Source organism: Aeromicrobium sp. P2_G6, assembly GCF_056403535.1.
Map to the genome: position 1 here is coordinate 147,497 of NZ_JBFUFH010000008.1, position 24,057 is coordinate 171,553.

Below are 24,057 nucleotides of genomic sequence, written 5' to 3' on the forward strand. Positions count from 1 at the left end.
CCATGGCCACGCCGACCATCGCGCGTACGCGTGCGGAGCTCGACGCCGCCCGCGGTGACTCGACCGTCTCGTTCGTGCCCACGATGGGCGCGCTGCACGACGGTCATCTGCAGCTGCTCAAGCACGCCCGCCCGCTCGGCGACACCCTCGTGGCGTCGATCTTCGTCAACCCGACGCAGTTCGCGCCCGGCGAGGACTTCGAGGCCTACCCCCGTACGTTCGACGCCGACCTCGAGCGCTGCGCCGAGGCGGGCGTGGACGTCGTGTTCGCGCCCGCCGTCCAGACGATGTACCCGTCCGGCCTGGTCGACACCGTCACGGTCGATCCCGGCCCGCTCGGTGCTGTCCTCGAAGGCGCGGTCCGGCCCACCCACTTCCGCGGAGTGCTGACCGTCGTGGCCAAGCTGTTCGGCCTCGTACGCCCCGACGTCGCGGTGTTCGGTGAGAAGGACTACCAACAGCTCACCCTGATCCGGCACATGGCGCGCGAGCTCGCCCTCGGTGTCGAGATCGTGGGTTGCCCGACGGTGCGGGAGTCCGACGGGCTCGCGATGAGCTCGCGCAACCGCTACCTCTCCGACGACGAGCGACAGCGTGCGGCGTACATCTCGGCTGCCCTGCGGGCCGGCGTTGCCGCGGGTCCGGACGGGGCGGACGCCGTGCTGGCCGCCGCGCAGACCGAGCTCGACTCCGCAGACATCACGCCGGACTACCTCGTGCTGACCGATCCCGACCTCGGGCGTGCGCACCCAGGAGCCGAGGCCCGGCTGCTCGTCGCCGCCAAGGTTGGCACGCCGCGCCTCCTCGACAACACCGCCCTCACGCTAGGAGCCTGACGTTGATCCGCACCATGATGAAGTCGAAGATCCACCGCGCGACGGTGACCCAGGCCGACCTGCACTACGTCGGCTCGGTGACGGTCGACCAGGACCTCCTCGATGCCGCCAACCTGCTGCCCGGTGAGCTCGTCCACATCGTCGACATCGACAACGGGGCCCGCCTCGAGACCTACACGATCGCCGGCGAGCGCGGCAGCGGCGTCATCGGCATCAACGGCGCCGCCGCCCACCTCGTGCACCCGGGCGACCTCGTGATCCTCATCGCGTACGCGCAGCTGGAGGACGCCGAGGCGCGTACGTTCGAGCCCAGCGTCGTGTTCGTCGACGCCGACAACCGGGTCATCGGCACCGGCAGCGATCCCGCTGAAGCGTTGCCCGGCTCCGGCCTGACCCGCGGCGACATCCTCGACAACCCACTCGTGGCATCGCGGTGATCACATGACGCTGCTCTGCCTGGACGTCAGCAACAGCCACACGACGATCGGCGCGTTCGACGACGACGAGCTGATCGCCCACTGGCAGGTGTCGTCCGACGAGCGGCGTACGTCCGACGAGTGGCACATGCTGGTCATGGGACTCGTCGACCAGGAGGGCATCTCGCACATCAGCGCAGTGGCCCTGTGCTGCACCGTGCCGGCGATCCTCGTCGAGCTCCGGGCGATGCAGGAGCGCTACTGGGCCGACCTGCCCGTCTCGATCGTCGGGCCCGGCGTCAAGACCGGCGTGCCGATCCACACCGACAACCCGCGCGAGGTCGGCGCCGACCGCATCGTCAACGCCCTCGCCGCTGCCGAGCTCTATGGCGGACCCGCGATCGTGGTCGACCTCAACGGCACCGCGACGATCTTCGACGTCGTCGATGACGACAACCGCTACATCGGCGGCGCGATCGCCCCGGGCGTCGAGCTCTCCCTCGAGGCACTGGCTCGCCGCGGCGCGCAGCTGCGCAGCGTCGAGCTCGCCCTCCCGCGCGACGTCATCGGCAAGAACACCGTCGAGGCGCTCCAGTCCGGCATCGTCTATGGCTTCGCCGGACTTGTCGACGGCCTCGTCACCCGCATCATCGAGTCCCTCGACGCCGATCCCGACCATGTCACGGTGATCGCCACCGGGTCCTACCCCGAGGCCGTCGTCGACCACTGCACGACCATCACGACCCGCGACCCGTGGCTGACCCTCACGGGCCTCCGCCTGGTCCACGAGAAGAACCACGCCTGAGCCGAGGTCTGACGAGAAAATCTGGTTTTGTCTGCCTATAGCCGGACAAAACCCGATTCTTCGGTCACCACGGGCACCGATAGGATCGACCCTCGTGAGCGACGCGACCAGCACCCCTGCCCCCGAGGACGACCTCCCCGAGCAGATGCGCGTGCGACTGGACAAGCGCCAGCAGCTGATCGACCGCGGTGAGGAGCCATATCCCGTCGTCGTCGGCCGCACCCACACGCTCAAGCAGATCGTCGAGGCGTACGACGCCGAGGCCCTCGGCGCTGACACGCAGACCGGCGATGTCGTCACGGTTGCCGGCCGGGTGATCTTCGTCCGCGGCACCGGCAAGCTCGTGTTCGTGGCACTCCGCGAGGGCGACGGCACACCACTGCAGGCCATGATCTCGCTCGACGGCGTGGGCGAGGAGCGGCTCGCGGCGTTCAAGTCGACGGTCGACATCGGCGACCACCTGGCGGTCACCGGCGAGGTCATCACGAGCAAGCGCGGCGAGCTCTCCGTCATGGCGAGCTCGTGGCAGATCGCCGCCAAGACCGTGCGCCCGCTGCCCAACGAGCACAACCCGCTGTCCGACGAGGCTCGCAGCCGCATGCGCTACGTCGACCTGATCGTGCGGCCCGAGGCGCGGGACAACGTACGCGTGAAGGCCAAGGTCCTGCAGTCGCTGCGCGCAACCCTCGACGCCCACGAGTTCATCGAGGTCGACACCCCGGTCCTGCAGCACACCAACGGCGGTGCCGCAGCCCGGCCGTTCTCGACGCACACCAACGCGTTCGACGAGGACATGCTGCTGCGCATCGCGATCGAGCTCGACCTCAAGCGCGCGCTGGTCGGCGGCGTCGACCGGGTCTACGAGATCGGCAAGACGTTCCGCAACGAGGGCGTCGACAACACCCACAACCCCGAGTTCATGATGCTTGAGGCGTATGAGGCCTACGGCTCGTACGACACGATGGCCGAGCTCACCCGCGACCTCGTGGTCAATGCCGCGCGGGCGGTCGGCAAGACCGTGGTGCCGGGTCGCGACGGATCGCAGATCGACCTCGAGGGCGAGTGGAAGCACGCCACGATCCACGAGCTCGTCTCGGAGGCGACCGGCACGACGATCGACAACGACACGTCGGCCGACGACCTCACGGCGCTGGCGGCCAAGCACGATGTGGCGCTCCAGCCGCACTGGGTCGCCGGCGACATCGTGCTCGAGCTCTACGAGAAGCTCGTCGAGCACACGCTGATCCAGCCGACGTTCGTCCGCGACTACCCCGAGGCCGTACGCCCGCTCGCCAAGAAGCACCGCACGAAGCCGGGACTCGTCGAGGCGTGGGACCTCATCATCAACGGCGTCGAGCTGGCGCCGGCCTACTCCGAGCTCAACGACCCGGTCATCCAGCGTGAGCGGCTCGAGGAGCAGTCCCGGCTCGCCGCCGCTGGCGATCCTGAGGCGATGGACGTCGACGAGGACTTCCTGCGCGCCCTGGAGTTCGGCATGCCTCCGGCCGGTGGCATGGGCCTCGGCGTCGACCGGCTCGTCATGCTGCTGCAGGGCATCGGCATCCGTGAAGCGATACTGTTCCCGCTCTCGCGGGCAGAGTGACCCGAGACTGCAGGAAAAAACCTCACCGGAAAGTGATCCGCCAGAGCGGGTGAGAGCCACAGTACTTATGTGAGCAACCACCAGGACAGCACGGACGCGGAGTTGATCCGTGCTGTTGGCGAAGAGGATCAGGCGGCCCTGCGGGAGCTGTTCGACCGCCACGCCGCGTGGATCACGGTGCGCCTGCGGCACCGCACCTCGAGCGAAGAGTTCATCTCCGAGGCGCTCCAGGACACGTTCGTGGCGGTCTGGCGAGGAGCGTCGAAGTTCCGCGGCGAAGGGGACGTCGGCGCCTGGATCTGGGGCATCGCGATCCGCCAGCTGATGCAGCACTTCCGCGGGAGGAAGGTGCCGGTCCCGGTCACCGCGGAGCAGATCTCCGCGACCGCGCCGGTGGTGCAGAGCGCCGAGGACGAGCTGCTCATCGCGGTCGAGCACGGTGACGTCGGTACGGCGATGCGCTCGCTGTCGCCCGAACTTCGCACGGTGTTGAAGGCGACGGTCATCGACGGCCTGACGACGCGTGAAGCCGCACGCCTGCTCGGACTGCCCCACGGCACCGTGAAGAGCCGATTGCGGACCGCCAAGACACGACTGCGCGAGCAGCTGATTCCGATCCAGGGATGGGAGATCTGATGACCAGCACCGAGTGGCATGTCGGACCTGAGCTGTGGCAGCGATACGCCGGCCACACGCTCGACTACGCGACCGAGAGCGCGGTCGAGGCGCATGTCGACCGTTGCGCCGACTGCCGCCGGGCCGCACGCGCGTACGTCGACCCGGCGCCGCTGGAGATCGCGTGGAGCGCGATCACCACTGAGACCGCTCGACCGCAGCACCCGGTCCTGCTCCGCGGGCTCGTACGGCTCGGCCTCGCGGAGCGGGATGCCGTGCTGCTCGGTGGATCCTCGGGTCTGCACCGGCCATGGGTCGTGGCGGTCCTGAGCTCCGTGATGTGCGCCATCCTGACCGGCTTCCTGCCGGTCTACCAAGACCGGTTCTACATCCTGCTCGCCCCATTGATCCCGGTGCTCGCGGTCGCCGCGTCGTACGACTCGACTGACCGGCTGCGCGAGCTGCTCGCCACGACGCCGCACAGCAAGCTGCGCCTGGCCCTGTTGCGTACGTCGGCGGCGCTCGCCTCAGCGGTTCCGCTGACCCTCGCGATCGGCCTGCTCGTGCCCGGCCTCGAGAACCTGGCCTTCGCGTCGCTGCTCCCGGGGCTCTGCCTCACGGTCACGATGCTCGTGCTGCTCACGTGGTGGGAGGCCGTGACGACGACAGGTGTCGTCGCCACGACCTGGGCCGTGGTGGTCGGGTTCGCGGGGCGCGACGCTCCGGCGCTGGTCGACACCGCGCAGATGCAGGTCTTCTTCCTGGTGGCAGCGCTCGTCATCGCCTCGATGTTCGTGGTCCGCACCGCCACCAGCCGCGCCAACGGAGGTTTCTGATGAGCACTGCGACGCTCGAAGGCGTCTCGAAGACGTACGGTCGCACCATCGCCTTGCGGCCCACCGACCTGCGACTCGAGAACGGTGTCATCGGGCTCCTCGGCCCGAACGGCGCGGGCAAGACGACGATGCTGCGCCTGCTGGCCTCGGCGCTGCCGCCCACGACGGGCCGCATCGTCGTTGCAGGACACGAGATCACCGGCACGATGGCAGAACGTACGGCGGCCCGCCGCTGCCTGGGCTACCTCCCGCAGGAGGTGACGTTCCCGCGGAGCATGACGGCCTTTGCCTTCCTGGACTACGTGGCGGTGCTGAAGGAGTGGAACGTCACCGCGACGCGGCACCGTGAGGTACGCCGGGTGCTCGACCTGGTGCAGCTCGGCGATCGAGCGACTCGGCGGATCGCGAAGCTGTCCGGCGGCCAGCGTCGCAGGCTGGCCGTGGCGCAGGCGCTGATGGGGGCTCCCGACCTGGTGATCCTCGACGAGCCGACCACCGGCCTCGACCCGGAGCAACGAGCGTCGCTTCGGGGCATCCTCTCCGGGCTCGCCGGGACCGTGCTGCTCTCCACCCATCAGACCGAGGACGTGTCCGCGCTGTGCGACCGGGTGATCGTCCTCGACGACGGAGCGATCAGGTTCGACGGCACCGTCGCCGAGCTCGTGGCGCTGGCCCGCGGGCGGGTGCACGTCGCTCTCGAGGCGTCACCGTCCGCCGTCACCAGCTGGCGCACCGGCACCGGTGCGATTCGCTCCGTGGGCGGCACGCCCGCACTGGACGCAACGATCGTCGAGCCGACGGTCGAGGACGCATACCTGCTGCTTCGGGGACAGCAGACCGACAACGAAGGAGCACTCCCATGACCAACCTGGATCGCAACCTGGAGCGGCGAGAAGGGCCACCCCTCTCGACCCTGGCCCGCAAGGAGATTGTCCGCTACCTACGCCACCCGGTCTTCCTCGCCGGTCTGGCCCTCACCACCCTGGTCAGCCTCGTCGTCGACGAGACCAGCTCGACGGTGCTCGACGGTCTCGCCCCGGCTGCGGGCCTGGGGCTGTTCGGACTGATCGTGATGGCGTCGCTCACCAAGAGCTCGGACCGCGCGGCAGAGGCCGCCGGGACCGTGGCGATCGACCAGCGGACGCGCACCCTGGCCCTCGCCTCGGCCGTCGTGGTGCCCTTCGCCTTCGCGCTGCTGTGGTTCGTCCGCTCGGTCCTGATCTACAACTCGTCGCCGCCTGACGCCAACACCGTTCCGTTCGGACCGGTGAGCGATGCGTACGTCTACATGGTCATGTTCGACCAAGGCGTCCTCGCGGCCGTTGGCGGTCCGCTGCTGGGCCTCGTGATCGCGCGCTGGATCCCCAGGCGCGGAGCCACTCCGGTCGCCGTCGTGGTCATGGTCCTGGTCACGATCATGCTGCAGGGCATCTTCGAGTCGACCCGGTCGTTCCGCGAGATCTGGCCCTGGACACACTTCTACGGCCCGATGGGGGTGGAGGGTGACGCTGATCGGTGGGTCGTGCTCACCGGCTCGCCGTACTGGTACGCGGCCTACCTGGTGGCTCTCTGCGTGATCGGCCTGCTGGTCGCGCTCTACCGGGATCACGAGTCGCCGCGGGGGAACCTGCGCAATGTCATCGTCGTGGTCGCGGTCGTCGCAACGGTGTTGTGCGTGCTCGCGATGACTGGCGGGTTCGACAGCACGCTGGTCAACCCGCTGCCTTCGGGCAAGGCCTGATCCGATGCTCGGCTATGCCGGCCGTGCCCTTCCTTGGGCACGGCTCGGCGTCGTCAGCGTGCTGATCGTCGTCCTGATGGAAGTGGTCCACCGCTGGCCGTGGACCATGTGGCCGCTCCAGGGCGTCGCGGTGGGCCTGCTGGCCGCCGGCGCCGGCTGGTGCTTCGACGAGACCGCCGCAGCCGTGGTCGACACCGCGCCACGGCGGCTGGCCTGGCGTACGGCCGTACGTTCGAGCGGCCTGGTCCTGCTGCTGGTCTCGTGGGTCGGGGCGGTCTGGTGGTCCCGGGAGAGCCTCTTCGGTCATCCGTGGGCGGTCGCCGGTCAGGGCGTCGCCGCGGTGATCGCTGCAGCGGCGTACGCGACATGGCGCCGCTCCGGCGGCGATCCCGAGCCGGGCCGGACGATCGCCTTCACGGCCGTGCCGACGGCCACGTTCTGGGCCCTGCTCAAGCCGCTGGACGAGTCGGTGGCGGTCTTTCCCTACGCCGATGCCGGATCGGGGCTCGGCAGCTGGGAGGGCTCCGTCGCGCTGTGGTCGATCGTCGCGGGCGCAGCCCTGATCATCCTGGCCGCGGCATTGACCGACGGCCGTTGGGCCCGCCTCCGAACACGTCGGGTTCCGACGACAGGAGACCCTGGAATTCCGCGCTTCCAGTGAAGAACGACCAGTAGGATGACTCCCCGTGGCAGAAGCGAAGGTCGGCGAGCTCCCACTCGACCGGACGTTCTTCGGCGCTCTCCGGCAGTTCGGTGACGCGCCCGCGTTGCGCTCGGCAATCGGCGACCTCTCCTACACCGAGCTGGCCGCCGCCGCCGAGGACGTAGCGGCAGCCTGGGGCCCCGGCCGCCATCTGGTCATGATCTCGTGCTCCAACACGGTCGAGACGATCGTCGCGCAGGTTGCCGCACTCGCCCATGGGCACGTCGCCATCCTGCTCCCGCCGGACGCGGCCCTCGCCGGTCGCATCAGCGAGACGTACGGGCCGGACGTCCTGATCGCCGACGGCGAGACCATCCTGCGGGAGGACGAGCCCGAGCACCTGCACCCCGATCTCGCGCTCCTGCTGGTGACGTCGGGCAGCACGGGCTCGACCAAGCTGGTCCGCCTCTCGCACCGCAACCTGCGTTCCAACAGCCAGGCGATCATCGACTATCTGGCGATCGAGGCCGACGACCGAGCCATCACGAGCCTCCCGGTCCACTACTCGTACGGCTTCTCCGTCGTCGCCAGTCACCTCGAATCAGGGGCGAGCCTGGTCGTCACGGCCTACTCGGTGGCGGACCCGTGCTTCTGGGAGCTGGCCAACGAGCAACAGGTCACCTCGTTCGCCGGAGTGCCCTACACGTACGACCTGATCGATCGCGGCGGCTTCCATGACCAGCTCCCCGGCTCGCTCCGCCGGGTGACCCAGGCAGGCGGCCACCTGCCTCCCGCCAAGGTCGTCGAGTGGTCGGCTCGCGGGCGCGCGAACGCCTTCGACTTCTTCGTCATGTACGGCCAGACCGAGGCGACGGCCCGGATGGCGTACCTCCCTCCGTGGGCCGCGGAGTCCGCGCCTGACGCCATCGGCCAGGCGATCCCGGGCAGTCGCTTCCGGCTCGAACCGGTGCCGGAGTCGGCGGAGCCTGGGGTCGGGGAGCTCGTCTTCACCGGCGACGGCGTGATGATGGGGTACGCCGAGACCCCTGCGGACCTCGCGGAGGGTGCCGGACCCGACGAGCTGCGCACCGGTGACCTCGCCCGGGTCGGCAGCGACGGGTTCTACCGCTGGGTCGGACGGCGCAACCGCATCGCCAAGACCTTCGGCATGAGGATCGACCTCGACCACCTCGAGGAGGAGCTCGCCGAGCTGGGCACGGATGCCGCCAGCGTCGAGATCGACACTGGCATCGCCATCTTCGCGACATCTGGCGACGACCTGCTCGCTGCGGTCGCCCAGGCAACCGGGCTCCCGCGCCATGCCATCCAGGTGAGGACCGTCCCGGAGCTGCCGATGACGCCGAGCGGCAAGGTCGACTACGGCCGGCTGCGTCAGCTCGCCAACGAGCCCATGGACCAGACCGGCGCGGGGCCACGGGGGCGTTCGGCCGAGGAGGCGGTTCGTCACGCCTTCGAGCTGGTCCTGCATCGTCCTGACGCCAAGCCGACCGACAGCTTCACCTCTCTCGCGGGTGACTCGCTCAGCTACGTCGAGCTGTCCGTACGTCTGGCAGACCTCGACGTGGACACCGCGCCGGGCTGGCAGCACCTCACGATCGCCGAGCTCGCCACGACCACCCGCCCGCGCCGGGCCTGGGCGACCCTCGACTCGACCATCGTCCTGCGCGCAACGGCGATTGTCCTGATCGTGCTGTCGCACGCCGGTGTCGTCAGCGTGACCGGTGGTGCGCACGTCCTGCTCGCGGTCGCCGGCTACAACTTCGCGAGGTTCCAGCTCGGCCGCGCGGACCGCGCGACCCTCTGGCGATCCCGCTGGCGGTCCCTCGCGCAGGTGATGGCTCCCTGCCTGCTGTGGATCAGTGCCATGACCGTGCTGTTCCGCGCGTACGACGTCGACTCGATCTTCATGCTCGAGGGCATCCAGGGGTTCGAGGTGACAGCAGGGCGGCGTCTCTGGTTCCTCGAGGCGTACTTCTGGGCCCAGGTCATCGTGATCCTCGCGCTCGCGATCCCGCTGTTTGATCGCCTCCGGCGGCGTGCCCCGTTCAGGTTCGCCCTCGGCGTGCTGGCGGTCGCGACGGTCTCTCGCCTCGCCTACACGGGGATCTACGCCGACTACGACCTTCACCACGAGTACGACCTGGTCGCGATCGCCTGGTGCTTCGCGGCCGGCTGGGCGGCCGCGCTCGCCCCGTCGGTGGCGGCACGGGTCGGCATGACCGTGATCTGCGGACTGTCGACGTTCGGGTTCTTCGAGGACCTGCAGCGAGAGCTTGTCCTGTTCACCGGGTTCGTCGTGCTGACCTGGTTCCCGCTCGTCCCCGTGCCGCACCGCCTCGTACGGCCGATCGGCATGGTGGCCAGCGCCTCGCTGTTCATCTACGTGAGCCACTTCCAGTTCGTGCCGGCGGTCATCGAGATCAACCCGCTGCTGGCGGTCGGCGCGGCCATCGCCATCGGGATCGCGTTCGAGCGGGCCTGGGCCTACGGCCTGTCGTTCCTGCGTGCCCGGACCCGGCGCCCCTTTCTGCCGACAGCGAACTCCGGAACACCGGGTCTCCGGTGAAGGTTGGGTTACACATATGGACATCGATGCGTGCAGATTTCCATACCCGACTAAACTGAACTGATAGTCCAGCAGAGGGGGACGCCATGTTCGAAAGATTTACCGACCGTGCTCGTCGCGTGGTCGTGCTTGCCCAAGAAGAGGCACGCATGCTCAGCCACAACTACATCGGCACGGAGCACATCCTCCTCGGCCTCATCCACGAAGGTGAGGGCGTTGCGGCCAAGGCTCTGGAGAGCCTCGACATCTCGCTCGAGGCGGTCCGCGGCCAGGTCGAGGACATCATCGGCCAGGGTCAGCAGGCTCCGAGCGGGCACATCCCGTTCACGCCCCGCGCCAAGAAGGTCCTCGAGCTCAGCCTGCGCGAAGCACTGCAGCTCGGCCACAACTACATCGGCACCGAGCACATCCTGCTCGGCCTGATCCGCGAGGGCGAGGGCGTCGCCGCCCAGGTCCTCGTCAAGCTGGGCGCCGACCTCAACCGCGTACGCCAGCAGGTCATCACGCTCGTCAGCGGCTTCCAGGGCAAGGAGGCCGAGCAGGCCGGCGCGCCCAGCGAGTCCGCCCCGAGCACGTCCGCCGTGCTGGACCAGTTCGGCCGCAACCTGACGCAGGCCGCCCGCGAGGGCAAGCTCGACCCGGTCATCGGCCGGGACGACGAGGCCGAGCGCGTCATGCAGACGCTGTCGCGACGCACCAAGAACAACCCGGTGCTCGTCGGTGAGCCCGGCGTCGGCAAGACCGCCGTCGTCGAGAGCCTCGCCCAGGACATCGTCCGCGGCGACGTGCCCGAGACGCTCAAGGACAAGCAGATCTACACGCTCGACCTCGGCGCGCTCGTCGCCGGCTCGCGCTACCGCGGTGACTTCGAGGAACGCCTCAAGAAGGTCCTCAAGGAGATCCGCACCCGCGGCGACATCATCTTGTTCATCGACGAGATCCACACCCTCGTGGGTGCGGGTGCCGCCGAGGGCGCGATCGACGCCGCCAGCATCCTCAAGCCGATGCTGGCCCGTGGTGAGCTGCAGACCATCGGTGCCACGACGCTGGACGAATACCGCAAGCACTTCGAGAAGGACGCAGCGCTCAACCGCCGCTTCCAGCCGATCCTCGTCGACGAGCCGTCCGTGCTCGACACCGTCGAGATCCTCAAGGGCCTGCGCGACCGCTACGAGGCGCACCACCGCGTCTCCATCACCGACGACGCGCTCGTGGCGGCCGCGACGATGGGCGACCGCTACGTCTCCGACCGGTTCCTGCCCGACAAGGCGATYGACCTGATCGACGAGGCCGGCGCCCGCCTGCGCATCCGCCGCATGGCGACCCCGCCGGAGCTCAAGGAGTTCGACGACAAGATCCAGGACGTGCGCCGCCGCAAGGAAGGCGCCATCGACGCGCAGGACTTCGAGGCTGCCGCCTCCCTGCGCGACGAGGAGAAGAAGCTCATCAACGCCAAGGGCGAGCGTGAGAAGGCCTGGAAGTCGGGTGACCTCGACACCGTCGCGGTCGTCGACGAGAACCTCATCGCCGAGGTCCTCGCCAAGGCCACCGGCATCCCCGTCGGCCAGCTCAGCGAGGCCGAGTCGAGCCGCCTGCTCAACATGGAGGAAGAGCTCCACAAGCGGGTCATCGGTCAGGACGAGGCCATCAAGGCGCTTTCCCGGGCCATCCGCCGTACGCGTGCGGGGCTCAAGGATCCCAAGCGTCCCGGTGGATCGTTCATCTTCGCCGGGCCCTCGGGCGTCGGCAAGACGTGGCTGTCCAAGGCCCTCGCCAACTTCCTGTTCGGCGACGAGGACTCCCTCATCCAGCTCGACATGTCCGAATACAGCGAGAAGCACACGGTCTCGCGACTGTTCGGCTCGCCTCCCGGCTACGTCGGCTACGAAGAGGGCGGCCAGCTCACCGAGAAGGTCCGTCGCAAGCCGTTCTCCGTCGTCCTGTTCGACGAGATCGAGAAGGCTCACCCCGACATCTTCAACTCGCTGTTGCAGATCCTCGAGGAGGGCCACCTCACCGACGGTCAGGGTCGCGTCGTCAACTTCAAGAACGCGGTCGTCATCATGACCACCAACCTCGGTGCGCGTGAGATCTCCAAGGGCGTCAACCTGGGCTTCAGCCAGGCCGGCGACACCGCGGGCTCCTACAACAAGATGAAGGAGCGCGTCTCGATCGAGCTCAAGCAGCACTTCCGGCCTGAGTTCCTCAACCGAGTCGACGAGATCATCGTGTTCCCGCCGCTGACGCAGGAAGAGATCCTGCAGATGGTCGACATGATGATCGACTCGCTCGAGCTGCGTCTCGGCGAGAAGGACATGAACATCGAGCTGACGGTGGAGGCCAAGGACCTGCTGTCCAAGCGTGGCTTCGATCCGGTGCTCGGTGCGCGTCCGCTGCGTCGCACGGTCCAGCGCGAGATCGAGGACGTCATGGCCGAGAAGCTGCTCTACGGTGAGCTTCGGCCCGGTCAGCTCGTGCTGGTCGGTGTCGAGGGCGAAGGCCCCGAGGCGGTCTTCACGTTCGAGGGCCGCAACAAGGCCGACCTGGCCCTCGAGATGCCTGCCGATGTGCCGCCGGCCGTCGAGGCATCAGCCGAGTAACCTCCGCACGTACGACACGAAGCCCCCGCAGCCAGGCTGCGGGGGCTTCGTCGTGCCGGAGCGTCAGTGCGACGTCTGGGTGTTGAGCAGCACGACGCCGGCGATGATCAGCGCGATCGCGGCGACCTTGACGATGTTGACCGGCTCGTCGAGGAACACCACGCCGACGACCGCGATCGCCGCGGTGCCGAGTCCCGCCCAGATCGCGTAAGTCACGGACACTGGGATCTCCTTGACCACCAGGGTCAGCAGCCAGATCGACACCGCGTAGCCGGCGACGACGATCGCGGTCCAGCCGGGGTTGGTGAACCCGTGGGCGCGGGGGAGGGCGGCGGTGGCGAACACCTCGGTGGTGATCGCGACGGCCAGCAGGGCTGCGGCGACGTACATGGGATTTCCTGGCTTCCTGTAGCACTTGCTACATGCTCGACTGTAGCACATGCTACGTTTGGTGTCGATGAACAAGCGAGACGACCTCACCGAAGCGGCCACCGACTATGCCCTGGCTCACGGGCTGATCGGCCTGAGCCTGCGCCCGCTTGCTGCCGAGCTCGGCACGAGCGACCGAATGCTGATCTATCACTTCGGCTCCAAGGACGAGCTGGTCGCGGCCGTGCTCGCGAACTCCAACGAGCGCTCGAAGGCGATCATCAACGACATGGTGCCGTCAGCGTCGCTGCGCCAGGCCGTGCTCGACCTCTGGACCACCTATACGGAGGGACAGGTGCAGCGGTGCCAGCGCATGTACGTCGAGGCGGCCGCGCTCGGGCTGTTCGGCCGCGAGCCCTATGCCTCGTCGATGCGGGAGTCGAATGCCGTCTGGATGGCAGCGATGGCGGCCCACCTCCAACGGTCGGGAGTGGCGGCTGCTGACGCACCGCGGTTGGCCGGCCTGATCGACGCGACGTTCAACGGCGTGCTCCTCGACCGGCCGCTCGACGACGAGGCCGAGTCACGCCAGATCATCGACGACCTCGCGAAGGCTCTGGGCTGATCGTCAGCTCGGCAGGGCATACGTGTCGTCGGCGAGCGGCTCGACGAGGCCATCGGCGACCAGGCCGTCGAGGGCACGCTCCCGTTGCGGCGCATCGGCCCATACGAGGTCGAGAGCCGACTTCGGCACCGGACCGGGTGCCTCGCGCAGCACCGCCATGAGACGGCCGCGGCACTGGCGATCCGTGCCGTGCCAGGCCTGGCCGCGTCGAGCCGGTCCGTCGTACGCCGGATAGCCGGCGGCCCGCCAGCGGCACAGGTCAGCCACCGGGCAATCGCCGCAGCGCGGCGACCGGGCGGTGCAGACGAGTGCGCCGAGCTCCATCGTCGCGGCGGCCCAGCGGTGCGCATCCCGTTTGGGCAGCAGCGCGCCGGCCAGATCGCGCTCGGCGCTGGTGACGGTTGCCGCCGGGAACTGCTCGCCGCCCACGACCCGGGCGAAGACCCTCCGGACGTTGGTGTCGAGCACCGCCTCGCGCCCCCCGAAGGCGAAGGACGAGACAGCGGCGGCGGTGTACGCGCCGACGCCGGGCAGCGCCAACAGCTCGTCGAGGGAGTCCGGGACCTCGCCGCCGTGGCGGTCGACGATCGCGGTGGCGGCGGCGTGCAGGCGGAGCGCGCGACGGGGATAGCCGAGCCGGCCCCAGGCGCGTACGGCCTCACCCGGCGACTCAGCGGCGAGCGCTGCCGGGGTGGGCCAGCGCTCGACCCAGGCCTCATAGACGGGGAGGACTCGCGAGACCGGGGTCTGCTGCAGCATGAACTCAGAGACCATGACCGCCCACGGTGACGCATCGCGGCGCCAGGGCAGGTCACGGGCCGCGCGAGCGAACCAGCCGAGGAGCTCGTCGTGCATCCGCGCAAGGTCTGCGAGGGGCAGCGGATCGGTACGGGTCGTCATGTCGCGTCGATCCTCGCATGCGAGGCGAAAGTCCTCTCCTGACCGTCCTGCGAGGGCGCGTCGAGCCGGGTTGGGGCCCGCCGCGCAGATAGCGTGGGTCTGTGAGCCAGCGACGGTTGCCTGCGGAGGTCTACTGGCGTCGTCGGCTGCTCGTCCTCGCGGCACTGATCGCCCTCGTGTGGCTGGCTCTGCGGTTCGTCGGAGGCGAGGACGCTCCGGATCCCAAGCCGACCGCGAAGGCCACGGTGGCCACCACGCCGGCGCCGACCGTGGCCGCCCCCGTCAACGGCATCATCGACGTCACGCTGGTGAGCGCGAGCCGACCGTGTGATCCCGAAAAGATCCGCATGACGCCGACGGTCGTGCCGGGCCAGTTCACCAAGGCCCCTGTGACGATCGGTCTCGTGGTCAGCTCGACCGAGAAGACCGCGTGCACGCTCACGCCCGAGCATGCCGACATGGTCGCCGTGATCAGCGCCAACAAGACGGCGATCTGGGACTCCACGGTCTGCAAGACCGCCCTGCTCGACCAGCCGGTGTCGGTCTCACCGCAGTGGGCGTCCCTCGTCACGGCCACCTGGTCCGGCCGCGGTTCGGGCGGCAAGTGCTCGACCAAGGAGGGCTACGCGACGCCGGGCACCTATTCGGTGCAGGTCGGCACGCTCGGCGGGGAGCCGGGCAAGACCACCTTCACCCTCGATCGCAAGCCGGAGCCCAAGCCGACCAAGACCACGCCGACTCCGACGAAGACGACCCCCTCGGCCAAGAACACGACGAAGCCCGCCGACGACTGATCGGCCCGGCTAGTTCGATGGTCCGGGCCGACGACTGAACGGTTATACGTACCGCTCGAGGATGCTGGACTCGGCAAGCCGCGAGAGGCCCTCGCGAACGCCACGGGCGCGCAGGTCGCCGACGCCCTCGACGGTCTGGAGATCCTCGATGCTGGCAGCAAGTAGCTTCTGCAGCGAGCCGAAGTGCTCGATGAGCCGCTCGACTACCGTGATCGGCAGCCGCGGGATGCGGGCGAGCAGGCGGTAGCCGCGCGGCGCCAGCGGACTGTCGAGGGTCTCCTCGGTGCCGATGCGCAGGGCGCGGGCGACCGAGCCCAGGTCGACGAGGTCGGTCGACTCGATCGCGGCGAGCTCGGCCAGCACTGCCTCGGTCGTACGGCCGCGGCGGCCGCTGGGCATGTAGTCGCGGATGATCAGCTCACGCTCGGCGTCGACCCCGCTGATGAGCTCCTCGAGCTGGAGCGCCAGCAGGCGGCCGTCCGAGCCGAGCTCGAGGACGTACGTGTCGATCTCGCCGGCGATGCGGCTGACCATCTCGAGTCGCTGGGCGACGGCAGAGACGTCGCGGACGGTGACGAGGTCCTCGATCTCGAGGGCCGACAGGGCGTCGGAGACCTCGTCGAGCCGGTTGCGGTAGCGCTCGAGGGTCTGCAGGGCCTGGTTGGCGCGGCCCAGGACGGCGCCGGTCTCCTCGAGCACGTGACGCAGGTCCTCGAGGTAGAGCGCGATGATGTGCATCGACGCCGAGACGGAGATGACGGGCGCGCCGGTCTGGCGGGCCACCCGGTCGGCGGTGCGGTGACGGGTGCCGGTCTCCTGCGTCACGATCGACGGGTCGGGCATCAGGTGGACGCCGGCCATGAGGATGCGGGTCGCGTCGCGGTCGAGGATGATCGCGCCGTCCATCTTGGCGAGCTCACGCAGGCCGGTCGCCGTGAACGGCACGTCGAGGGCGAAGCCGCCGGTCGACATCGCCTCGATCTGGCGGTCGTGACCCACGACGATCAGGGCGCCGGTGCGGCCACGCAGGATGCGTTCGAGGCCCTCACGCAGCGAGGTGCCCGGCGCGACGGTCGCCAGGGTGGCACGCAGGCGCGCGGAAGTCTCGGCTGCCGCCGCGGCTCGCTCCGCAGATGACACCATGCCCCTCACCACCTCACTCAGGTCGCCTCAGTGTATGCGGTCTCAGTAGGGTGCCGTGACATCGAGACAGGCCATCGCTGCTTCGATGTTGCTGACGGCAGCGATCGCCATCGACGATCGGAGCCCGTCGAGTCCCTCAGAGCCGGCTGGCACCACTGCCCGGCGAAACCCGATCCGTTCGGCCTCGCGAAGCCTGGCGGCGAGGTTGCTGACCTTGCGGACCTCACCCGCGAGCCCGACCTCGCCGATCGCCACGAGGTCGGCCGGCACCGCGAACTCCCGCTCGGCGGACACCGTCGCGATAGCGAGCGCCAGGTCGACCGACGGCTCGACGAGTCGCGCGCCGCCGACCGTCGCGGTGTAGACGTCGAGCTCGGACAGGTTGATCCTGCAGTGCTTGGTGAGGACCGCGAGGATCATCGCGACTCGCGACGAGTCGAGACCGCTGGACGTACGCCTGGGGGAGGGCGTCGACGACTTGACGGTCAGCGCTTGCACCTCAGCGAGCAGCGGCCGGCGGCCCTCCATCGTGACGGTCACGCACGTCCCGGGCACGGGCTGCTCGTGGCGGGAGACGAACAACCCCGTGGGGTCGGGGACCTCGACGATGCCGTCGTCGACCAAGTCGAAGCAGCCGATCTCGTCGACCGGGCCGAAGCGGTTCTTGACCGCTCGCAGCAGACGGAGTCGCGAGCTGCGATCGCCCTCGAACTGCAGCACGACGTCGACGAGGTGCTCGAGGACGCGAGGCCCGGCGACCGAGCCGTCCTTGGTGACGTGGCCGACCAGCAACGTCGCGATGTTGTCGCGCTTGGCCTGCTGGATGACCGCCGATGCGACCTCGCGGACCTGGGTGACGCCACCTGGCACGCCGTCGACATCCGCCGAGCCGATCGTCTGGACCGAGTCGACGATGAGGAGCCCCGGCTTGACCGTGTCGACGTGGGTCAGGACGGCGCCGAGATCGGTCTCGGCGGCGAGGAAGAGGTTGTCGTCGACGGCACCCGTGCGCTCGGCGCGAAGGCGTACCTGCGCCGCCGACTCCTCGCCGGAGACGTAGAGCGTGCGGCGGCCGGCCCTGGCCCAGCGAGCAGCGACCTCGAGCAGCAGCGTGGACTTGCCCACCCCGGGCTCGCCGGCGAGCAGCAGCACTGCACCGGGCACGACGCCACCGCCGAGCACCCGGTCGAGCTCGCCGATGCCCGATGTCGTCGAACGCGCCGACTCGATCGTGACATGGCTGATCGGGACCGCCGGTGTGACGACGGGAGCGGCCTGGGTGCGGCCGGTGCGCACGGGAGCCGCGACGTCGACGGTGCCCCACGCCTGGCACTCGCCGCAGCGGCCGACCCATTTGCTGGTGGTCCAGCCACAGTCCGCGCACACATATGCGGGTCGGGCGGTCTTGGTGGCGGCCATGCCCACACGCTAGGCGAAGCAGGTGACGAAATGGCTCAGGCAGTGACGAAACGTGCTGGGTCGAACTGGCATCAGTCGCGACTGGGCGTCGCGATCTAGACTTCTGTCGATGCTCGAGCCTCAGCAGAAAGCCCCGTCAGCACGTCTCGGGCCGGTGACGCTCCCGCGGGTGTTGACGATCATCGCGGCGATGGGCAGCCTCGTCATGCTCACCCTGGTGCTGTGGGCGAGCGACCGGGGCATCGACTTCACCGACGAGGGCTACTACCTCGTGTCGATCGCCACGCCGGACCTCGACGCCCCCTCGGTCACACAGTTCGGGTTCGTCTATCACCCAATGTTCGAGCTGGTGGGGTCCGACATCACCCGGATGCGGCAGCTCAACGTGGTCCTGACCTTTGGCCTGGCCTGGCTGCTGAGCGATCTGGTGGTCCGTCTTGTCCTGGTTGGGCGCGAGGTGCCTCGCTGGCAGCGCGTGAGCCTGTCGGCTTCCCTCGCGTCCGCCTCGCTGGCCCTGTTCGGCACCGTGTGGATCCTCACCCCGAGCTACAACGGCTTGGCACTGCAGGCCTTGATCCTCGTGGGCATCGGCGTGCTGCTGTCGGTCACCAGCGAGCGCACACCGGTGTGGGCGATGGCGCTGATCGGCGTCGGAGGCTGGCTTGCCTTCCTGGCAAAGCCGACGACGGCCCTCGCAGCGGGTGTGCTGGTCGTCCTGTTCGCACTGTTGGTGCGCAAGCCCCGACTCATCCTCGGATCGGCTGCGGTGGCCTCCGGGCTGCTGGTCGCGACGGCACTCGCGATCGACGGATCGGTCCGCGACTTCATCACCCGGGTGCAGTCCGGAGCGGACATCCTGGCTGCACTCGGCGGTGGTGGACACACCCTCGCCGAGACCGTCCGCATCGATCCGCTCGACATGGGCGTGCGGCTGATCCTCGTGTCGATCGGGTTCGCGGTCACAGTCGGGCTGTTGGCAGCGGCCGCCCTGCTGGCCCGCCCGCGTTCGCGACTCGGGCTCGTCGGGCTCGCGGTCCTGTCGGCGGCCATCGTCGGCCTGCTCGGTCAGGGTCACTGGAGAGAGCAGTTCGGCGACGACGCGTTCCGCGAGCTGGTGTTGCTGAGCATTCCGCTCGCAGCAGTGATCGCCGCCGCGAGCACGGCCCTGACCGGTCGGCGTCGACCCACTCGCGCAGAGCTCGGGGTCGCCGCGCTGCTGTTCCTCATGCCGGCCGCGTACGTCATGGGCACGAACAACAACTACTGGATGGCCAGCGGCAGTGCGGCGCTGCTCTGGATCCTCGGGGGTCTGGTCCTCCTCGGCGTCGCCCGCGAGCTCGACGGGGTCGTGACGACGCTCGCGGTGCTCGGGATCGGGACGCAGGTGCTGACCGCGGCGCTGTTGGTGCAAGCCGCCGACAAGCCATACCGGCAGGTCGCCGCGATCCGCGACAACACCATCGCAACCCAGATCGGGCCCGATGGTGCGAGCCTCAAGCTGACGGCGGACTTCGCCACGTACGTCGACGACGCCCGCAAGGTCGCCGACGAGGCGGGATTCGTCCCGGGCACGCCGCTGATCGACCTGACGGGAGCGTCGCCGACCCTGGTCTATGCACTGGATGGCCGGACGATGGGCCAAGCCTGGACGATCGGCGGATACGAGGGCAGCGAGGAGGCGGCCGGCATGTCGCTGGCCTACGCGGACTGCCGGGATCTGGCGCGCGCCTGGGTGCTGACCGATCCCGCCGGCGCCAGGACCATTCCGGAGACCGTGCTCCGCGCATCAGGGATCAACCTGTCCGAGGACCACCGCGTCGCCGGCGAATGGAAGACTGCGCAGGGGGCCTCGGGGTACCCAGCAACGACCCAGACCCTCTGGAGGCCGGATCGCTCAGCAGAATCGGCGAGCGAAGCCTGCAGCGTGGCCCGTGGCGAGCAGAACGGTGGCACCGATGAGTGAGCACGTAGAGACCGATCGGCCGATCTCGGTGTCGATCGTCATCCCCGTCTACAACGGCGAGGCGACGCTGAACAGCCTCATCGACGAGATCGCGACCCTGACCACCGTCCAACGTACGCAGGGCGGTCTGGCGTACGTCGTCGACTCCGTCGTGCTCGCGTGGGACCACGGCAAGGATGCGAGCGACGAGATCATTCGCGAGCTCGCGACGAAGCACTCGTGGATCCGTCCGGTGTGGCTCTCCCGCAACTTCGGCCAGCATCCGGCGACCTGCGCCGGCATCCTGGCCACGGGCTCGGACTGGGTCGTCACGATGGACGAGGACGGCCAGCACGATCCCGCTTTCATCGCGTCGATGCTCGACCGGGCGTATGAGACGCGGTCGCAGCTCGTCTACGCCAAGCCCTCCAACCAGCCCCCGCACGGGTTCGTCCGCAACGCCATGTCGCGGCTGGCCAAGCGCATCTTCAAGTGGCTCATCGGCAACGCAGCGGTGGGCGTCGACTTCCACAGCTTCCGGCTCATGTCAGGGGGACTGGGCCGCGTCGTCGCCGCCTCGATCGGGCCCGGCGTCTATCTCGACGTCGCGCTCGCCTGGGTCGTGCCGACCGTGGCCGGCGTGGACATCCCCATGCGGACGGAGGGGCGACCTGCCACGACCTACACGCCGAGACGCCTCGCCTCCCACTTCTGGCGACTCGTGCTGTCGTCGGGGACCAAGCCGTTGCGGGTCGTGTCGGGCCTCGGTGTGATGTTGGCGTTCCTGGGCTTTGCCCTGGGTGTCTTCTACGTCGTGCGGAAGGCGACGGGAGGCGTGGAGGTGGCCGGGTGGACGACCGTCATGGTCGGCGGACTCGTCGGCGGCGGCCTGATCCTGCTGTCCCTCGGGGTCATCGCTGAATACATCGGGATGATCGCTGCCCGCTCCATGGGCCGCACGAGCTATCTGGTCGTCAGCGACCCGAAGTCAGCGTTCCCCGGCGCGATTGACGCACGGAGCGACTAGGAGCATGTCTCCCGTCAAGACCTGGGTCGTCGGAGCCGGCGGGCTTGTCGGCTCGGCCGTGGCGCGCGCTCCGGGTCTACGGCCGTTCGACTCGGTCAAGGTCCCGTGGGGCACCGATCGCGCGGCAGGCGTCCTGGGTGATGAGCTCGACCGGTTCGCCGACTGGGTCAGTGATGACGACTGGGGGATCGTGTGGGCGGCCGGAGCGGGCGTCATGCTCACCAGCCAGGCTGCGCTCGACGGCGAGCTGGAGCTGTTGGAGTCGTTCTGCGGCCGGCTCCCGGGCCGCCTCCCACACGGTCGGGGCGGCTTCTATCTGGTCTCGTCGGCCGGCGGCGTGTATGCCGGCTCGGCCGATCCTCCGTTCGGCGTCACCACACCGCCGAGGCCGCTCAACGCGTACGGGCGCATGAAGCTGGCCCAGGAAGGCCTGGTCGACTCCATGTCGACCCGGTTGCCGGTGTCGATCGGCCGGTTGTCCAATGCGTACGGACCCGGGCAGGACCTGTTCAAGCAGCAGGGACTGATCACGCAACTGGCCGTCGGGGCACTGTTGAACCGTCCGGTGACGATCTTCGCTCCGCTGCCGACCCTGCGTGACTACATCTATGTCGACGATGCCGCCGGCTTCGTCGTGTCGGACATCCACCGCATGACCCGGACCGACGAGCCGGGGGTGACTCGCCGCGTCGTGAGCTCAGGGCGCGCGGCGAGCATCGCCGAGCTGCTGGTGACCGTCGAACGGATCAGCGGACGCTCGATCCCGGTCATTCACCGACTGGCGGACGGCCCGTACTTCCTGGATCTGCGGATGCAGACGTCGCGTGAGGTGAGCCGCGGGCAGCGGACGCCCCTCGAGGCGGGTGTCGGCCTCGTCCTCCAGGACCTCAGGCGACAGCTCGCGGACGGCCGGCTGGCGCAGCTCGTGTGACTGGCTCGACGAAATTGCGGACTCCGCATCCGCCACTAAAATATGAGCAATGGATTCCATCGAGATCCAGCAGATGGCTGTCATCGAAGAAGGCCACTGGTGGTTTCGCGAACGGCGGGCGCTGATCGCTCGCGAGCTGAGGCGTATGGTCCCCGGCCGCGCCATCGACATCGGGGCCGCCGCGGGCGGCAACACGAGGGTGCTCGAGGACTTCGGCTGGCAGGCCGTCGCGCTCGAGTACGACTCCTCCGGCGCCGAGATGGCCAAGGACCGAGGGATCAAGGTCGTACGCGGCGACGCCACGCAGCTGCCCATGCCCGACGCACAGTTCGACCTTGCCGTGTCGTACGACGTGCTCGAGCACATCAAGGACGACGCGGCCGTGGCCGAAGAGATGATGCGGGTCCTCAAGCCGGGTGGTCGTGTGTTGATCGCGGTGCCGGCAGATCCCCGGCTCTGGAGCGAGCACGACGATGCCGTGAGTCATCTGCGTCGCTACACGCGCGAATCGCTGACGACGCTGTTCGAGGACGCGGGGTTCACGATCGAGAAGGTCAGGTCATGGAACGTGATCCTGCGACCTGCGATTGCGTGGAAACGAAGTCGTGAGTCCAACACCGGGAGCGACATCGAGATGGTGTCTGCTCCACTCAACCGGGTCCTGCACGCGATCGTGGGCATGGAGCGCTTCCTGCCGACCGGCGGGCTGCCCGGCGTCTCGCTGATGCTTCGAGCCCGCAAGCCCTAGCCAGCGACTGCTCAGATTCGGACGACGCCGTCCGGGGTCGTGAACTCCGCAGCGAGGATGCCGGGGGTGCCGTGCGGGGCGACCCAGCGGACCTCGATGTCCTCGAGCGCCTCGACGGCCGGCTCACCGAGGTAGTCGGCAAGGCGGCGGGGGTCGCCGGCGATCTCGAGGGCCGTGAGCGAGATCTCGGAGTCGGCCATCTGCGACGGGTGCTCGGCCGGGTCCTTCTCCCACTTGATGACGAATGGCAGCTGCGGGTCGGCCTTCATGCCGCTCGTGCCGATCTGGCGCCACTCGAGGTTGTAGCCGTCGGGGCGCCGCCGGTTGCCCGGCACTGCGTGCCGACCCATGCGGTGCTCGACCTCGGTGATGTCGTCGACCGAGACGACCCATCCCAGCCAGCCTCCGCCGGCGTCGCGCCGGGCCCGGACGGCCTGGCCGAAGGCGGCCTTGTCGGCGGCGGGGTGGTCGAGTACTTCGACGACCTCGAGGTACTGACGATTCTTGAGCGGCAGGATCATGTTGCGGGTGCCGAACCGGGGGTGGGCACCGCCATCGATGAACTTGGCATTCAGCAGCCGGCCGAGCTCTGCAGTCGTACCGGCGAGGCCGTCAGGGCCGACGGCGAACGAGACGTGGTCGAGGTGCATACGGCATTGTTGCCTGACCGCGGATCACCCCGGTGCAGGGGGTCAGCGGTGGGGGTCGGCCGGGTGTGGTGTATTGGTGCCACCGGCCTCATGCTCCCTGCAATAGCGGGCCAGCTCGGCATATCCAGCCTCGCCCATGAGCTCGGTCAGCTCATCGCGGTTGGTCACGTAGACCGGCTCCAGGCCGACGTGCGCCTCGGTGTTGGACGAGCAGTACCAGTCGAGGTCGGCACCTCCCGGTCCCCAGCCCGCGCGGGTGTACTCGCCGATCTGCGTCTCGGTGTATGTCGTGCCGTCGCCGCGGTCGACGTCGCGGAACTGTCTCCGCAGCGGGAGCTGCCAGCACACATCGGGCTTGGTCGTATGAGGCTTGAGCCCCTGCTCGAGCGCATAGCCGTGCAGTGCGCACCCGTAGCCGCCCTCGAAGCCGCGTGAGTTGTGGAAGATGCAGGCGCCCTCGAACGCGCGCGTCTTGAGCTCACCCTCGTCGTCCTTCTCGGTCCAGCCGTTGCGGTGGCCCTCGTCGTGCCGCTCCCAGTGCGCCGGGGTCAGTTTGTCCACGACCGCGCCGACCCGCGTGGCGTCGTCATCGTCGGCGAAGTGCGCTCCGAGGGTGCAGCAGCCGGCCTCGGGACTGGTCTCGTAGATGCCGGGGCAGCCGGCGCCGAAGATGCAGGTCCACCGCGAGGTGAGCCAGGTCAGGTCGCAGCGAAAGACCTCGGTGGCGTCCGCGGGATTGGCGAACTCCACGTACGTACGGGGGAATCCGAGCTCGACTTCTGGCATCGCTTTCATCGTAGTGCGCGGGTGCACAGCACGGACTGTGC

At 68.9% G+C, this 24,057-nt stretch carries 23 protein-coding genes; 17 read left to right on the plus strand and 6 right to left on the minus strand.

Annotated elements, in window-relative coordinates; genetic code table 11:
* Positions 1-2: 2 nt before the first annotated feature.
* The 11 genes from panC to AC1DVU_RS21305 all read left to right on the plus strand — a co-directional run bounded on the left by panC (position 3) and on the right by AC1DVU_RS21305 (position 12,682).
* Positions 3-836: a pantoate--beta-alanine ligase gene (gene panC, locus AC1DVU_RS21255; RefSeq protein ID WP_476924456.1), complete on the plus strand. Its 834-nt coding sequence runs from the start codon at positions 3-5 to the stop codon at positions 834-836.
* Positions 837-838: 2 nt separating this feature from the next.
* Positions 839-1,273 (plus strand): aspartate 1-decarboxylase, encoded by a 435-nt coding sequence (panD, locus tag AC1DVU_RS21260; RefSeq protein ID WP_476924457.1) that lies wholly within the window; start codon positions 839-841, stop codon positions 1,271-1,273.
* A 4-nt stretch (positions 1,274-1,277) separates the two neighbouring features.
* Positions 1,278-2,057: a type III pantothenate kinase gene (locus tag AC1DVU_RS21265; RefSeq protein WP_476924458.1), complete on the plus strand. Its 780-nt coding sequence runs from the start codon at positions 1,278-1,280 to the stop codon at positions 2,055-2,057.
* 94 nt (positions 2,058-2,151) lie between these two features.
* Entirely contained in the window at positions 2,152-3,660 is a 1,509-nt protein-coding gene (gene lysS, locus AC1DVU_RS21270) for a lysine--tRNA ligase (RefSeq protein ID WP_476924459.1), read from the plus strand.
* Positions 3,661-3,729: 69 nt separating this feature from the next.
* Entirely contained in the window at positions 3,730-4,296 is a 567-nt protein-coding gene (locus tag AC1DVU_RS21275; protein WP_476924460.1) for an RNA polymerase sigma factor, read from the plus strand.
* Positions 4,296-5,111 (plus strand): hypothetical protein, encoded by an 816-nt coding sequence (locus tag AC1DVU_RS21280; RefSeq protein WP_476924461.1) that lies wholly within the window; start codon positions 4,296-4,298, stop codon positions 5,109-5,111. Before AC1DVU_RS21275 ends, AC1DVU_RS21280 begins: the two co-directional genes overlap by 1 nt.
* A complete protein-coding gene (locus AC1DVU_RS21285; RefSeq protein WP_476924462.1) occupies positions 5,111-5,974 on the plus strand; it encodes an ATP-binding cassette domain-containing protein in 864 nt (287 codons plus the stop codon). The genes AC1DVU_RS21280 and AC1DVU_RS21285 overlap by 1 nt, the downstream gene beginning before the upstream one ends.
* Entirely contained in the window at positions 5,971-6,852 is an 882-nt protein-coding gene (locus AC1DVU_RS21290) for a hypothetical protein (protein ID WP_476924463.1), read from the plus strand. The genes AC1DVU_RS21285 and AC1DVU_RS21290 overlap by 4 nt, the downstream gene beginning before the upstream one ends.
* A gap of 4 nt (positions 6,853-6,856) precedes the next feature.
* Positions 6,857-7,513, plus strand: a complete 657-nt coding sequence (locus AC1DVU_RS21295) for a hypothetical protein (RefSeq protein ID WP_476924464.1) — start codon at positions 6,857-6,859, stop codon at positions 7,511-7,513.
* 25 nt (positions 7,514-7,538) lie between these two features.
* The gene (locus AC1DVU_RS21300; RefSeq protein ID WP_476924465.1) at positions 7,539-10,082 is read left to right on the plus strand and encodes an AMP-binding protein; all 2,544 of its coding nucleotides are present in this window, start codon (positions 7,539-7,541) and stop codon (positions 10,080-10,082) included.
* A gap of 86 nt (positions 10,083-10,168) precedes the next feature.
* A complete protein-coding gene (locus AC1DVU_RS21305) occupies positions 10,169-12,682 on the plus strand; it encodes an ATP-dependent Clp protease ATP-binding subunit (protein WP_476924466.1) in 2,514 nt (837 codons plus the stop codon).
* Between the two features lie 63 nt (positions 12,683-12,745).
* Here the strand turns inward: AC1DVU_RS21305 and AC1DVU_RS21310 are convergent, their stop codons facing one another.
* Positions 12,746-13,072, minus strand: a complete 327-nt coding sequence (locus tag AC1DVU_RS21310; RefSeq protein ID WP_476924467.1) for a DMT family transporter — start codon at positions 13,070-13,072, stop codon at positions 12,746-12,748.
* Between the two features lie 67 nt (positions 13,073-13,139).
* Here AC1DVU_RS21310 and AC1DVU_RS21315 point away from each other — a divergent pair, with 67 nt between their 5' ends.
* Entirely contained in the window at positions 13,140-13,676 is a 537-nt protein-coding gene (locus AC1DVU_RS21315) for a TetR/AcrR family transcriptional regulator (protein ID WP_476924468.1), read from the plus strand.
* A gap of 3 nt (positions 13,677-13,679) precedes the next feature.
* Here the strand turns inward: AC1DVU_RS21315 and AC1DVU_RS21320 are convergent, their stop codons facing one another.
* Positions 13,680-14,576: an HhH-GPD family protein gene (locus tag AC1DVU_RS21320; protein ID WP_476924469.1), complete on the minus strand. Its 897-nt coding sequence runs from the start codon at positions 14,574-14,576 to the stop codon at positions 13,680-13,682.
* A gap of 101 nt (positions 14,577-14,677) precedes the next feature.
* Here AC1DVU_RS21320 and AC1DVU_RS21325 point away from each other — a divergent pair, with 101 nt between their 5' ends.
* Complete coding sequence (locus AC1DVU_RS21325) at positions 14,678-15,370, plus strand: hypothetical protein (RefSeq protein WP_476924470.1); 693 nt, start codon at positions 14,678-14,680, stop codon at positions 15,368-15,370.
* A 42-nt stretch (positions 15,371-15,412) separates the two neighbouring features.
* Here AC1DVU_RS21325 and disA read toward each other — a convergent pair whose 3' ends face one another.
* Together disA and radA are read right to left on the minus strand one after the other, a co-directional pair.
* Positions 15,413-16,513, minus strand: a complete 1,101-nt coding sequence (gene disA, locus AC1DVU_RS21330) for a DNA integrity scanning diadenylate cyclase DisA (protein ID WP_476924471.1) — start codon at positions 16,511-16,513, stop codon at positions 15,413-15,415.
* A 42-nt stretch (positions 16,514-16,555) separates the two neighbouring features.
* Positions 16,556-17,932, minus strand: a complete 1,377-nt coding sequence (radA, locus tag AC1DVU_RS21335; protein ID WP_476924472.1) for a DNA repair protein RadA — start codon at positions 17,930-17,932, stop codon at positions 16,556-16,558.
* Between the two features lie 109 nt (positions 17,933-18,041).
* Here radA and AC1DVU_RS21340 point away from each other — a divergent pair, with 109 nt between their 5' ends.
* Genes AC1DVU_RS21340 through AC1DVU_RS21355 form a run of 4 tightly spaced genes read left to right on the plus strand, consistent with a single transcriptional unit; the run spans position 18,042 to position 22,580 of the window.
* A complete protein-coding gene (locus AC1DVU_RS21340) occupies positions 18,042-19,895 on the plus strand; it encodes a hypothetical protein (protein WP_476924473.1) in 1,854 nt (617 codons plus the stop codon).
* A complete protein-coding gene (locus AC1DVU_RS21345) occupies positions 19,888-20,901 on the plus strand; it encodes a glycosyltransferase (RefSeq protein WP_476924474.1) in 1,014 nt (337 codons plus the stop codon). The genes AC1DVU_RS21340 and AC1DVU_RS21345 overlap by 8 nt, the downstream gene beginning before the upstream one ends.
* A 4-nt stretch (positions 20,902-20,905) precedes the next feature.
* The gene (locus AC1DVU_RS21350; protein ID WP_476924475.1) at positions 20,906-21,832 is read left to right on the plus strand and encodes an NAD-dependent epimerase/dehydratase family protein; all 927 of its coding nucleotides are present in this window, start codon (positions 20,906-20,908) and stop codon (positions 21,830-21,832) included.
* Between the two features lie 49 nt (positions 21,833-21,881).
* Complete coding sequence (locus tag AC1DVU_RS21355; RefSeq protein ID WP_476924476.1) at positions 21,882-22,580, plus strand: methyltransferase domain-containing protein; 699 nt, start codon at positions 21,882-21,884, stop codon at positions 22,578-22,580.
* A gap of 11 nt (positions 22,581-22,591) precedes the next feature.
* Here the strand turns inward: AC1DVU_RS21355 and AC1DVU_RS21360 are convergent, their stop codons facing one another.
* Together AC1DVU_RS21360 and AC1DVU_RS21365 are read right to left on the minus strand one after the other, a co-directional pair.
* Positions 22,592-23,230 (minus strand): VOC family protein, encoded by a 639-nt coding sequence (locus AC1DVU_RS21360; protein ID WP_476924477.1) that lies wholly within the window; start codon positions 23,228-23,230, stop codon positions 22,592-22,594.
* A 42-nt stretch (positions 23,231-23,272) separates the two neighbouring features.
* Positions 23,273-24,016, minus strand: a complete 744-nt coding sequence (locus tag AC1DVU_RS21365) for a DUF3109 family protein (protein WP_476924478.1) — start codon at positions 24,014-24,016, stop codon at positions 23,273-23,275.
* Positions 24,017-24,057 lie beyond the last annotated feature (41 nt).

Coding starts and splice junctions, on each gene's coding strand:
- panC (WP_476924456.1), top strand. CDS start 3: ATGGCCACGCCGACCATCGCGCGTACGCGTGCGGAGCTCGACGCCGCC.
- AC1DVU_RS21265 (WP_476924458.1), top strand. CDS start 1,278: ATGACGCTGCTCTGCCTGGACGTCAGCAACAGCCACACGACGATCGGC.
- AC1DVU_RS21280 (WP_476924461.1), top strand. CDS start 4,296: ATGACCAGCACCGAGTGGCATGTCGGACCTGAGCTGTGGCAGCGATAC.
- AC1DVU_RS21285 (WP_476924462.1), top strand. CDS start 5,111: ATGAGCACTGCGACGCTCGAAGGCGTCTCGAAGACGTACGGTCGCACC.
- AC1DVU_RS21290 (WP_476924463.1), top strand. CDS start 5,971: ATGACCAACCTGGATCGCAACCTGGAGCGGCGAGAAGGGCCACCCCTC.
- AC1DVU_RS21295 (WP_476924464.1), top strand. CDS start 6,857: ATGCTCGGCTATGCCGGCCGTGCCCTTCCTTGGGCACGGCTCGGCGTC.
- AC1DVU_RS21310 (WP_476924467.1), bottom strand. CDS start 13,072: ATGTACGTCGCCGCAGCCCTGCTGGCCGTCGCGATCACCACCGAGGTG.
- AC1DVU_RS21315 (WP_476924468.1), top strand. CDS start 13,140: ATGAACAAGCGAGACGACCTCACCGAAGCGGCCACCGACTATGCCCTG.
- AC1DVU_RS21320 (WP_476924469.1), bottom strand. CDS start 14,576: ATGACGACCCGTACCGATCCGCTGCCCCTCGCAGACCTTGCGCGGATG.
- disA (WP_476924471.1), bottom strand. CDS start 16,513: ATGGTGTCATCTGCGGAGCGAGCCGCGGCGGCAGCCGAGACTTCCGCG.
- radA (WP_476924472.1), bottom strand. CDS start 17,932: ATGGCCGCCACCAAGACCGCCCGACCCGCATATGTGTGCGCGGACTGT.
- AC1DVU_RS21340 (WP_476924473.1), top strand. CDS start 18,042: ATGCTCGAGCCTCAGCAGAAAGCCCCGTCAGCACGTCTCGGGCCGGTG.
- AC1DVU_RS21345 (WP_476924474.1), top strand. CDS start 19,888: ATGAGTGAGCACGTAGAGACCGATCGGCCGATCTCGGTGTCGATCGTC.
- AC1DVU_RS21350 (WP_476924475.1), top strand. CDS start 20,906: ATGTCTCCCGTCAAGACCTGGGTCGTCGGAGCCGGCGGGCTTGTCGGC.
- AC1DVU_RS21355 (WP_476924476.1), top strand. CDS start 21,882: ATGGATTCCATCGAGATCCAGCAGATGGCTGTCATCGAAGAAGGCCAC.
- AC1DVU_RS21360 (WP_476924477.1), bottom strand. CDS start 23,230: ATGCACCTCGACCACGTCTCGTTCGCCGTCGGCCCTGACGGCCTCGCC.
- AC1DVU_RS21365 (WP_476924478.1), bottom strand. CDS start 24,016: ATGCCAGAAGTCGAGCTCGGATTCCCCCGTACGTACGTGGAGTTCGCC.